This is a genomic window from Acidovorax sp. 56 (assembly GCF_002749705.1).
GTDB lineage: Bacteria > Pseudomonadota > Gammaproteobacteria > Burkholderiales > Burkholderiaceae_C > Acidovorax.
Genome location: NZ_PEEV01000001.1, coordinates 2,470,436 through 2,482,660, shown reverse-complemented (window position 1 = coordinate 2,482,660; position 12,225 = coordinate 2,470,436). Strand labels below are relative to the sequence as shown.

8 protein-coding genes are annotated in these 12,225 nt (G+C 65.2%); 1 reads left to right on the top strand and 7 read right to left on the bottom strand.

The genetic code is table 11. From position 1 onward, the window contains the following. Nucleotides 1-89 precede the first annotated feature (89 nt). Entirely contained in the window at nt 90-2,894 is a 2,805-nt protein-coding gene (locus tag CLU88_RS10990) for a PAS domain S-box protein (RefSeq protein ID WP_099656629.1), read from the top strand. Between the two features lie 104 nt (nt 2,895-2,998). On the opposite strand, the gene CLU88_RS10985 is transcribed toward CLU88_RS10990, so the two are convergent. From CLU88_RS10985 to CLU88_RS10955, 7 genes are all read right to left on the bottom strand, one after another. After that, complete coding sequence (locus CLU88_RS10985) at nt 2,999-4,747, bottom strand: ABC transporter ATP-binding protein (protein WP_099656628.1); 1,749 nt, start codon at nt 4,745-4,747, stop codon at nt 2,999-3,001. Then, entirely contained in the window at nt 4,744-5,682 is a 939-nt protein-coding gene (locus tag CLU88_RS10980; RefSeq protein ID WP_099656627.1) for an ABC transporter permease, read from the bottom strand. The genes CLU88_RS10985 and CLU88_RS10980 overlap by 4 nt, the downstream gene beginning before the upstream one ends. A gap of 46 nt (nt 5,683-5,728) precedes the next feature. Then, entirely contained in the window at nt 5,729-6,715 is a 987-nt protein-coding gene (locus CLU88_RS10975; protein ID WP_099656626.1) for an ABC transporter permease, read from the bottom strand. A 64-nt stretch (nt 6,716-6,779) separates the two neighbouring features. Then, complete coding sequence (locus tag CLU88_RS10970) at nt 6,780-8,378, bottom strand: ABC transporter substrate-binding protein (protein ID WP_099656625.1); 1,599 nt, start codon at nt 8,376-8,378, stop codon at nt 6,780-6,782. Between the two features lie 129 nt (nt 8,379-8,507). Next, on the bottom strand, nt 8,508-9,401 hold the full coding sequence (locus CLU88_RS10965) for an NAD(P)H-binding protein (RefSeq protein ID WP_099656624.1): 894 nt from the start codon (nt 9,399-9,401) through the stop codon (nt 8,508-8,510). A 50-nt stretch (nt 9,402-9,451) separates the two neighbouring features. Next, a complete protein-coding gene (locus CLU88_RS10960) occupies nt 9,452-10,534 on the bottom strand; it encodes an ABC transporter substrate-binding protein (protein WP_099656623.1) in 1,083 nt (360 codons plus the stop codon). Between the two features lie 22 nt (nt 10,535-10,556). After that, entirely contained in the window at nt 10,557-12,209 is a 1,653-nt protein-coding gene (locus CLU88_RS10955) for an ABC transporter substrate-binding protein (RefSeq protein ID WP_099656622.1), read from the bottom strand. Nucleotides 12,210-12,225: the final 16 nt, after the last annotated feature.

Here is a 12,225-nt window from a genome sequence, read left to right as displayed (position 1 = left end):
GGAATCACCCGCCCAGGGCTGGCAAACGCCATAAAAACGCCATAACGTAGGCACAATGCTCTGCGTCAAGCGCTGCAACTGATGTCCTCATGAAACTGGGTCCCTTTTCTCCGCACTGGTTGCGCACCACGCGCTCACGGTTGACGTTGCTGTTTGGCGGCACGGCGGTCATCACGGGCCTGGGGTTTGGCCTGGTGGTCGATCAGGTGTTGAGCAAGCACTTGACAGACCTCAGTGGCCAGTCGCTGATGAATGCCAGCCAGCCCATTGCACTGGCACTGGCCCAGGGCATTCAGGAGCGCGAGCGCGAAATATCGTTGCTCAGCCACCAGCCTCTGCTGACACGCACCGAGGGCTATGCGCCCCAGCTGCAAGCGCATCTGGAGCAGATCAAGGTGTCCTATCCGTTCTATTCTTGGATCGGGGTGACCGATGAGCGGGGCGTCGTCCAGGTATCGACGGGCAACCTGCTGCTGGGGCAAGACGTGTCGGCGCGCCCCTGGTTTGGGGCCGGGAAGAACGGCCCTTACATTGGCGACGCGCACGATGCGGTGCTGCTGGACAAACACCTGCGTGAGCCAGGCAGCCAGGTGCCCTTGCGGTTCATGGACTACGCATCGCCTGTGCGCGGGCAAGACTCGGTCTTCAAAGGGGTGATCTCAGCCCATGTGAATTGGGCCTGGGTGCAGGACATCATCCGCCGCTCCAGTCCTGTCACTGCCGCTTCGCAGGGCATGGAGGTCATGCTGGTTAACAAAGACGGCGTCCTTAACGCCGCGGGGGCGGTGGAGCTGCCACGCTCCGCCCTTCCGTCGCTGCCCGCTGAGGGGACTTTTACGCTGATGGACTGGGGTACGGCATCCGACAGCCGGTACCTGACAGGGGTGGTCCGGGTGCCTGGCCCTTCGGTTGAGCGGCTGGACTGGCTTCTCGTGGCCCGGCAGCCCCTGGAGCAGGCGCTGCAGCCCATCACGCGCTTGCACGTGATTTTGGCGTTCTTGCTGGCCTTGATGACCATCGTGCTGGTGGGCGTGGCCTACTGGACGGCACGGCGTTTCAGCCAGCCTATCGAGCGATTGGCCGATGCCGCCAAGCAAATTGAGACCACGGGCAATGTGGATGCGCTGGATTTTCGACTCGAAACCGTGGAGTTCCAGCGGCTGCGGGCGGCGCTGCAGCACATGACCCAAGGCCTGGTTGCCGGGCGGGCGGCACTGGCCAGCGCCAATGCCGAGTTGGAACAGCGGGTGCAAGACAGAACCCAGGCACTGCGCCAGAGTGAGCAGCGCTACCTCACCATTTTGGAAGACCAGACCGAGATCATTTGCCGCTTTGATGCTGGCAACCGTCTCACGTTTGTCAACGATGCTTTTTGCCGGCTGTTTCAACTCAAGAGAGAGGACATCCTCGGGCATGTCTGGGCCCCAGTGGTGCACCCGGAAGATCTGGCGTTGGTGGAGCGCAAGCTCAAGGAAATCTCTCAAGAAAAACCCATCGTCACGGTCGAAAACCGGGTCGTGACGAGTGATGGCACGGTGCGTTGGTGCCACTTCAACAACCGGGCGCTGTTCGATGAAGCCGGGGTGTTGCTGGAGTGGCAAGCCGTTGGGCGGGACATCACTGAAAGCCGGGCCCTGCAAGCCGAGCTGGACAAGGTGTCCGAGGGCTTTCGCGATCTGTATGACAACGCGCCCTGTGGTTACTACGCGCTGAACCGGGACGCCAAGTACGTTCACCTCAACCACTTGACCTTGTCCTGGCTGGGAATGGAGCGCGAAGACGTGATCGGCAAGCTGGGGCCGCCGGACTTTTTTGACGACGAGGACAAGGCGCGGTTTGCACAGCTGTTCCCCATCTTCCTGCAGACGGGCCAGATTGGGCCGACCGAGTTCACGCTCTACAGCAAGCACGGTGAGCAGCGCAGGGTGAGCGTTTCGTCCACGGCCATCAGGGATGAAGCGGGGGCATTCGTGTTGAGTCGCTCCATCATGTACGACGTCACCGAATTGAGTGTGGCCCGGCAACAGTTGCGGGACCTCAACGCGGAGCAGCAGGCCATGCTGGAGAACGATCTGATCGGGATCGCCAAGGTCAAGGACCGCACCATCCAGTGGCGCAACCCCGCGCTGGAGCGCATCTTTGGCTATGAACCCGGCAAGCTGCAGGGCAGCACCACCGAAGCAATGTACCTGGACCAGGAAGATTTTCTGGCCTTTGGCCGGGATGCCTACGCCGTGTTGGCCTCAGGGCAGCAATACCGTCGGCAGCGAAAAATGCGCAAGCGCAATGGCGAGTTGGTCTGGATTGATGTGAACGGCGTGGCGCTGAACAACCAGGGCGAGTCGTTGTGGCTCATGCAGGACATCACCGCCATGAGGCAGTACCAGGAGCAGGTGGAACACATCGCGTTCCACGACAGCCTGACCCGACTGCCTAACCGGCTGCTGCTGGCCGACCGCATGGCCCAGGCCTTTGCGCTGTGCGACCGCACCCAGGCCATCGCGGCGGTGTGCTATCTGGACTTGAATGGCTTCAAGCCCATCAACGACCGCTATGGCCACGACATGGGCGACGAAGTGCTGCGGGTGACCAGCCAACGCATCCAAGAGCAGCTGCGGGCCAACGACACAGCCGCGCGCATTGGCGGGGATGAGTTTGTGCTGCTGCTGACCGCACTGTCTGACGCCTCGGAAGTCAAACCCCTGTGGGCGCGGATGCGCCAGGCCATCGAGCAGCCGATTGAGTTGGGCGAGGGGCGTGTGGTCCGCGTGTCTGCCGCGGTGGGCATAGCGTTCTATCCCGCCGATGGCAAGACCATCACCGAACTCATGCGCAAAGCCGATGAGTCCATGTACGTGAACAAGGGCCATGTGTCGGCGGAGCGCAGTCACTGAACGCCGTGGCACGGCAGCCTCTCCCAATGTGGGGTCGCCTTCGTCGCCGTTCTTGCTGCCCCTGCCGTCGGCCCCCATCGGCAATAGGCAATGAAGCTATAGGGCTAAGCGACCTTGCGTTGCTCGGCCCGTGGCACTGCTGCAATCAGACTGCGGGTGTACTCGTGCTGCGGCTGCGCCCATATGCTGCGGTGATCGCCGGTTTCCACGAACCGCCCCTGGTGCATCACCAGCACACGGTCGGCGATGTAGCGCACCACGGCCAGGTCGTGCGATATGAACAGGTACGAGAGTTGGAACTCCTCTTTCAGCTCTACCAGTAGGTTCAAAATCTGGGCCTGGATCGACACATCGAGTGCCGATACCGGCTCATCGCAGATCACCAGCGATGGCTTGACCACCAGGGCACGGGCGATGCCGATGCGTTGGCGTTGCCCGCCAGAAAACTCATGCGGATACCGGTTGCCCGCGTTGCTGGGCAGGCCCACACGGTCCAGGATGGACGCGATGCTTCGCTGTCGGTCCTGGCGTGAGCGGTTGCCGTGCACGTACAGCACGGTGTCCAGAATGTCGTACACCGTGCGGCGCGGGTTGAGCGAAGCGTAGGGGTCCTGGAACACCATCTGCATGCGCTGGCGCCAGGGCTGCAGGGCGTTGCCTTTGAGTGCCGTCAGGTCGGTGCCCTCGAACACGATGCGGCCTGCCGCAGGCTGGACCAGATGCAGCAGGGTCTTGGACAGCGTGGATTTGCCGCAGCCCGATTCGCCCACCAGCCCCACCGTCTCGCCCACGCCGATGCTGAACGACACATCGTCGACCGCGTGGACCACGCCAGTGCGCGTGGCGTAGTCGGTGCGCAGGTGCTCTACCGCCAGCAGGGGTGCAGCCTGTGCTTTGCGGCCCGTATCTCGCGGGCGGGCTTTGGGGGTGTGCAGGTCAAAGCTGCGCAGGCCGGTTTCAGGGTGCTTGCGTGACTGGATTTCGGGCAGGCGGGCTTCGGTGTAATGCAGGTCCTGGCCCGCATGCAGCGATGCGCCCAGCAGGCCTCGGGTGTAAGGGTGCGCGGGGGCCGCAAAGAGTTGGGCCGTGCTGGCTTCCTCCACCTTTTCGCCGCCATACATCACCGCCACGCGGTCGGCCCATTGAGACACCACACCCAGGTCGTGGGTGATGAGCAGCAGCGACATGGACAGCTCGCGGCGCAGCCGGTCCAGCAGCTCCAGGATCTGTGCCTGGATGGTCACATCCAGAGCGGTGGTGGGTTCGTCGGCCACCAGCAAGCGGGGGTGGCAGGCCACGGCCATGGCAATCATCACGCGCTGGCGCTGGCCACCCGAGAGTTGGTGGGGGTAGTCGTCCACTCGGCGCTGCGGCTCGGGAATGCGCACCAGGTCCAGCAGCTCTATGGCGCGTTGGCGGGCTGCCGCTGCAGAAATGGATTCGTGCTGGCGCAGCGTTTCGATGATTTGCGTGCCCACTGTGTAGACCGGGTTCAGCGAGGTCATGGGCTCCTGGAAGATCATCGAGACCTCGCGGCCACGCAGCTTGCGCAACGCATCCAGCGGCAGCTGCACGATGTCGCGCCCGTCCAGCAGAATCTGGCCGCTGACCTGCGCCCCCGGTGCCAACAGGCGCAGCAGGGCCAGTGCAGTGGTTGATTTGCCGCAGCCTGACTCGCCCACCAGCGCCAGGGTTTCGCCCTGGTGCAGCTGCAAATCGAGCCCGCGCACGGCATGCAGCGTGCCTTGCGATCCCTTGAAGCGCACATCCAGCTGGCGAATATCAAGCAGCACAGGGTTGGTCTGCCTGGGGGCCAGGCTGTGCAGTGTGTGGGGCTGTGTGCTGGGTGTCATCGCAGGCCTCTGAGGCGGGGGTTGAATGCGTCGTTCAGGCCGTCACCGACCAGGTTGAGCGACAGCACGGTAAAGATGATGGCGGCACCCGGAATGGCGGTCAGCGTCCAGGCCGTGCGCAGCTGCTCGCGCCCTTCACCAATCATGCTGCCCCAGGAGACCACGTTGGGGTCGCCCATGCCCACAAAGGCCAGGGCCGACTCGATCAGGATGGCCGTGGCCACCAGCACCGATGCCGTCACGATGACCGGCGGCAGGGCGTTGGGCAGGATTTCCTGGAAGATGATGCGCAGGTCTGAAAAGCCTTGGCTGCGTGCCGCCAGGACGAACTCCGATTCGCGCAGCGAGCGGAACTCGGCCCGCACCAGCCGGGCAATCACCGGCCACGACGCCAGGCCGATGGCCAGCACGATGACCTTGACCGATGGCTGCCCGATGGCGACCAGCACGATGACCAGCAAGAACGTGGGAATGGTTTGGAACAGCTCGGTCAGTCGTACCAGCAGGTCGTCTACCCGCCCGCCAAAGTAGCCTGCGACCGAGCCGACAAGGACTCCGATGAGCACGCTGACGGTGGCTGCCGACAGCCCCACCGCCAGCGACACCCGCGCGCCGTGCACGATGCCTGCTGCCACGTTGCGGCCCAGCGAATCGCTGCCCAGCGGGAACTCCGCCGACTGCAGCGGCGCCAGCAATGGGCGAGTGGCCATGTCGAGGGGGTCTCCCGGAAACAGCACGCTGGCGAGCAGGGCCAGACCCGCCACGAGCAGCAAGATCAGCACGCCGCTGACCGCCGCAGGATTGCGCACAAAAGCCCAGAGCGCCGCATGGCGCTGCACGGGCACTGGCGAGAAGGGATCGAGTGCGGGGGGCGCCTCGGAGGCGCCCCGGATGAGCCGCAGAAAGCGACGGGGGGAGGCGGTATGGGTGGTCATGGCAAGGGGTGGGCGTAGGCCAATCAGGGGTGGGGGAGGTGGGGGCTCAGCGCACCTGGATGCGAGGGTCCAGCCAGGCGTGCAGCAAATCCACCAGCATGTTGGCGGCAATGACCAACAGCGAAGACAGCAGCAAGATGCCCAGCAGCACGTTGTAGTCGCGTGCCTGCACCGACTCCAGCGCCAGGCGGCCCAGGCCGGGCCAGCTGAACACCGACTCGACCACGATGGCGCCGCCCAGCAGTGTTCCAAAGTGCATGCCCGCCACGGTGGTGACGGGAATCAACGCATTGCGCAGCACATGGCGCAGCGTGATGGCGGCGGGCGACAAACCCTTGGCTGCGGCCGTGCGCACAAAGTCCTGGTGGCTGACTTCCAGCATGGCAGCACGGGTCAATCGCGAGAAGATGGCGACAAAGAAGCCCGCCATGGCCAGGGCTGGCAGTACCAGGTGGCGTGCGGCGTCTTGCACCAGGGCCCAGCCTGTCAGGCCTGCGCCAATGGTGAGGTTGCCGCCCGTGGGCAGCCACCCCAGCTTGACTGAGAACAGCACGATGGCCATGAGCCCGAGCCAGAACCCGGGCGTGGAATACAGCAGCAGCGCCAGCACCGAAAGCACGCGGTCTTGCCATCGGCCCACCCAGGTGGCCATGGCGGTGCCCAGCAGCACGCCCAAAGCCAGCGCCAGCGACAGCGCGGTCACCATCAGCAGCAGGGTGCTGCCCAGGCGTTCCCCGATCAGGGACAGCACCGGCTGGTTGTGCCGTGGCGAGATGCCCAGGTGCAGGTGCGCCAAGTTGTTCAGATAGGCCAGCAGGCGTTCCAGCACCGGCAAGTCCAGCCCGAAATGTGCGCGCAGCTGGGCCATGGTTTCTGCGGTGGCTGCACCCGATTCGGCGGCGATCACGTCGGCCGCATCGCCGGGCACCAGTTGCAGCAAAAAGAAATTGAGCACGACCACGCCCAGCACGGTGGGAATGGCCTGCCAGGCCGTTCGCCGCAAGGTGTGGCCAACGCGGGTGAGGGTGGTCATGGTGAGCGTTCAGACAAAGAAGTGCCGTGCAGCAGGCAGTGCCCCACAGGGGCACTGCACCGCATCAGGGGGCTGCGAAGTACAGGTCGGCAAAGTTGCCGCGAATGTGGTCGCCCGTGGGGGCGTAGTCGCGCACCTTCTTGGCCACCACCGTGATGTTGGGGTTGGCCCCGAACTCGATGGAGGGGATGTCCGCGGCCACCACCTTCTGGAAGTCCGAGAACAACTGGCGGCGCTTGGGCTCGTCCACCTCGATGGCGGCAGCCTCCAGCAGGCGGTCGGCCTCGGGGTTGTTGTAGTGCGGGGCGTTCGAGAACGGCAGACCGATCTTGAAGTTCTTGGACCAGAAGATGCGCTGCACGCCCACCGACGGGTCGAAGATGTTGGTCAGGCTCTCGGCCGCCAGATCCCACTCCCGGTCGGTGTAGGCCTTCTTCACGTAGGTGGCAAAGTCGTAGCTCTCCACCACGGCATCGATGCCAATGCGGCCCAGCGACTGGCGAATGAAGTCTGCCGAGCGGCGCTCTACAAAGGGGTTGTAGGCCAGGCGCAGCTTGAGGCGGGTGCCGCTGGCGTCTCTCTTGAAGCCCGCGGCATCCAGCGCGGCTTCGGCCGCCTTGGGGTTGAAGGCCACGCGTTGCACGCTGGCGTCGTGGTAGCGGCTGAGCGCGCCAATGGGCGTCGCAGACAGCTTGCCGTAGCCATACCACACGGTGTTGTTGTAGGCATTGGTGTCAATGGCCTGCGCGATGGCACGACGCACTTCAATGTGCTTGAGCGCGGGCGTGTCGAGGTTGAAATACACCTGCTGGTGGTTGCCCACATAGTGCGAGATGCGCGTGTCGATCTCCACGCCGGGCAGCTTCTTGAAGCGCTCGACATCCGACAGCGGAATGCCCGCGCTGCCGCTGCCCAGGTCCAGGCTGCCCGATTCGAGCCCCGCTGCGCGTGCCACGCCATCGGTAATGAAGCGCACAACGATCTTGTCGAGGTAGGGCTTGGGCTTGTCCCAGTAGTTCGGGTTGCGCTCGAGCAGCACGTGGCTGCCCTGCACCCATTCCTTGAACACGAAGGGCCCCGTGCCTACGGGCGCGCTGTTGTGCTTGTTGGTGTTGATGTCGGTGCCTTCGTACAGGTGCTTGGGCACGATGGGCGACTCGCTGGCGGCCAAGGCGGTCAGCAGAAAGGGCGATGGCTTGGAGAGCACCACCACGGCCGTGTGGGCGTCGGGTGTTTTGACCTCGGCCACATTGGCGAAGGTGCCACGGCCACGGGGGTGTACCTGTTTGAGGGTCTGGATTGAATAGGCCACGTCGGCCGAGGTGAAGTCCTTGCCGTCATGCCACTTCACGCCCTTGCGCAGGGTGAAGGTGTATTGCAACCCGTCTTTGCTCACGGCCCAGGCCGTGGCCAGCTGGGGTTTGGGTGCCAGGTTCCAGTCATAGGTGAGCAAGCCTTCGACCACCTTGGGGCCGATTTCGGTGTTGCCGCCCGCCGTGGTGGTCAGTGGCACCAGCGAAGAGGGCACCGGGTTCAGCGCCCAGTTGAGCGTGCCGCCGTGGCGCGCCTGGGCCATGGCCGACAGGCTGGCCAGGCCTGCAAGGCCGAGCACGACGGCGATGCGTTTCCATGGGGTTGCGGGGCGCTTGGGGGGGCGGGACATGGAATTCCTTTGCATGAGAGTGTGTTGAGATCACCCTCAATGTAGGCAGGCCCCCCGGGCACGACAACGAACGTTTGTGAGTAAGCAAGTGATTCTTTGTACTTACGCAGTTGCTGTACCAGGGGGCTCCTATAGCGCTTGCCGCGCCTGTGCTGCCACGTGCTCGCGCACGCTGCGTGCGGGGCGGCCCAGCACACGCGCCACGGTGGGCGTCACCTCGTGCGCCGCCCCGGCAGCAATCAGTTGCCTGAACTGAGCATGCACCTGTTCATGGAATGCGGGCTGATGGGTTGGCCCACCAGTTGCCAGCCCGGGTGCCTGCACAGCCACCGTGCGGCCCAGTGCGGCGCTGGCCACGTTGGCCAGGTCCGCCACATTGAGCGACTCGGGCCCCGTCAGTACCCAGGGATCGCCGTCGGGTGGTGCCTGCACGGCGGTCTCCAGCAGGGCCGCCACGGCCACGTCGGCAATGTCGCGGGCATCGATGTAGGCCACACGGGCGCCGCCAAAGGGATCGGTGAGGGCATTGCCCTGCTGCAGTTGCGCGCCCAGGTGCCCCAGGGCCACCTGGGCCCAGGCGTTGGGCTGCAGCACCACGTGCGCAATCCCTGACTGTGCGAGTTGCCGTTCCACCGCTGCATGCAGGTCGCCTGACAGCGAGCGCCCCGGCGGGTGGATCGTCCAGGCCGAGCCCGAGAGCTTGACGATGCGTTGCACGCCCGCGCGTTCGGCGGCAGCAATCGCATGGCCCTGGTGCACTGCCAGCAGCGGGTCAATGGGCGAGAGCAGGAACAGGTGGGTGACGTCGCGCAGCGCGGCATCGAGCGTGGCGGGTTCGCCCAAGTCGCCTGCCACCACCTCCACCGTTGCTCCCAGCAGGCTGCGTGCACGCCCAGGCTGCCGGGCCAGCACCCGCACGGCCACCCCCTGCGCCAGCAAGCGTGGCACCAGCCACTGGCCCAGCTTGCCCGTGGCGCCAGTCACCAGCACCCGAATGCTGCGCACGGAAGATTCAACGGTCATGGCACTGGCTCCTGTTCTGCGCCTTGGGCTGGGTGTGGGCGGTACTGGGTTCACGCGGCCAGTGGCAGCGCGGTGGCCTGGCTGCGCAACTGGGCCAGCGGGCGTGGGTCCACCCAGCGGTCCAGCGCAAAGTCGGCGGGCAAAAAGCCCCATTCGAGCAAGAAGTCCTTGAAATGGCCGATGGCATCCACCAGGGGCGCCTCCAGGCTCAAGCCCAGGTGGCGGTGCACTTCGGGGCCGTTGGACGCCAGCACCGCTTCTTCGGTGGTTGCGATTTCGCGGGCCACAAAGCGCAGGGTGTCGTCGGGGTGCTGCTCGGCCCAGTGGCTTGCGCGCTGCACCACTTCGAGGAGGCGCACCACGAGGTCGGGGCGCTGGTCGGCCAGCGCGGCGTCCACCGTGAGCGTGCGTGGCGTGCCGTTGTTGATGCGGACCTTGGGATCGGGGTAGCTGCCAAAGTCGGCCACCACCTGGGCACCGATCAGGTTGGCCACCACGATGCCTTCGGCCCCCTTGACGAAGATGGCGTCGGCTTCGCCGCGCACCAGCGCCTGCACCTCGGCAAAGTAGGGGTGGCGGCGGCGCAGACCGTGCAGGCTGGGCTCGCCCGCCGCGAGGATGACCGACTCCTCGATGGGCAAGTCCACCAGCGTCACATCCTTGTGCGTGAGCCCGGCCAGTGACAGGCCCGACACCGCCCCTTTGAGGGCCGTGGCGCGGTGAAAGTCGATGAGGTCGTTGACCCGCCGGGGGATGGCGATGCGCTGGCCCGCCAACTGGGCGGCACTGGTGATGCCGCTGCCCGGCAGGGTGATGAGCGCCTGGAACTCGTCCGTCCAGGTGATGGCCACCAGCCGTGTGTTGCGCCCGCTGGCCCGTGCCCAGATGGGCGGAATGTTGCCACCCTGGCGGAAGGACCAGGCTAGGTGGTGGTCAAAGTGGCTCTCGCGCACGCTGCGGTCCTTGGAGTCGATGATCGATTCGATGCCAATGCCCTCCTGCGCGAACGTCTCGGCCAGCCAGCCCAGTCGCGCGGCAATGCCCAGGGGCGAGGGCACGGGGCAGCGCGTGTACCAGAGTTTGTCGGGCTGGGCTTGTGGAGGCTGGTGGGCTATGGTGGTGTGCGTTGTCATGGGTGGCTTCCTCTGAGGGGGCTTACGCTTTCGCCAGCCACACGCTGGCCAGGTTGCCCGCAGGCCCGTCGCCGCCCACGGTGTGGTTGCGCACACGGCGGTCGGCAATGGTGTAGGTGTCGGGCGCCACGAGGTTGATGTCGGGCAGGTCACGGATGATCAGGCGCTGGAACTCGGTGATGAGCTGGACGCGCTTGGTTTCGTTCGTCTCGATGGAAGCCGCTTCGAGCAGGCGGTCCACTTCGGGGTTGCTGTAGCCCGAGCCGTTGGAGAACGGCAGGCCGCGCTTGAAGTTCTTGGACCAGTACAGCCGCTGGATGCCCACGGTGGGGTCGAAGGTGTTGCTCATCGCGCTGATGTGCAGGTCAAAGTCGCGGTCGTTGTAGATGCGCTTGATGTAGGTGGCAAAGTCCTGCGAATTGATCTGCAGCTCGATGCCGATGCGCGACAGGCTTTGGCGCAGGAACTCGGCCGTGCGCTGGCCGCCTTCGTTGGGGATGGGCGTGGCGCGCAGCTTCAGGCGCAGGTTGCCCCCGGCCTTGCCGCGTGTCAGGCCTGCGTCGTCGAGCAGTTTTTCGGCCTGCTTGACGTCATACGGCAGCACCGGCAGGTTGGGCACGTAGTATTTTTTGAGCGTATCGCTCACCGGGCCTGGGATGAGCTTGCCCTGGCCGTACCACGCCACCTTGAGCAGGTTGTCGCGCTGGATGGAGTGCGCGATGGCCTGGCGCACCCGCAGGTCCTGCAGCGCCGGGGTTTCGAGGTTGAACTCGGTGCGGTAGATGGTGTTGATGTATTGGTAGCCGTTGGTCTCGAACACCAGGTTCGGCTTGGCGCGCAGGCGCTCCACGTCGCCCAGCGACACGGGCGAGCTGGGCGCCAGGTGCACCTCACCGCTTTCAATGGCCGCCGAGCGCGCTGCCGCGTCGGGGATGAAGCGCACGATCAGCCGGTCGATGTAGGGCTTGCCTTCATCCCAGTAGGTGGGGTTGCGCTCATAAATGATGTGGCTGCCGCGTGCCCACTCCTTGAAGAGGAAGGGCCCCGTGCCCACCGGCGCGTTGTTGGCGGGGTTGGCATCGGCCTTGCCGTTGCTGTACAGGTGTTTGGGCACGATGGGCGTCTCGGACGCTGCCAGGGCCGACAGCAGGTAGGGCACGGGCTTGCTCAGGCGCAGCACCACGGTGTGTGCATCGGGGGTCTGGATCTCTGTGAGCGCGGCAAACGTGGCCCGGCCACGGGGGTGAAACTCTTTGACGATGTTCAGCGAATGCGCCACATCGGCCGAGGTGAATGGCTTGCCGTCGTGCCACTTCACGCCCTGGCGCAGCTTGAAGGTGTACTGCAACCCATCGGGCGTGCTGCTCCAGGCCGTGGCCAGCTGGGGGCGGGGGCTCAGATCGAAGTCGTAGGTCAGAAGGCCTTCCGTGACCTTGCCCGAGACCAGCACCGAGGCTCCCGCAGTGTGTGCAATGGTGGTCAGCGTGGGCGGCTCGGGGAAGACGAGCAGCGTGAGGGAGCCACCGCGTTGGGGGGCCTCCGCACCTTGGGCATGGGCCCAGGGCACCAGCCCCGCCAGGCCCAGGCCTGCCGATCCTTGCAAGAAGGCGCGGCGCGATGCGTGGTGCTGCGTGGCAGCGGCAGCGCGGGTGTACAGATGGGTTTCAGAAGACATGGTGGTTGGCAATCCG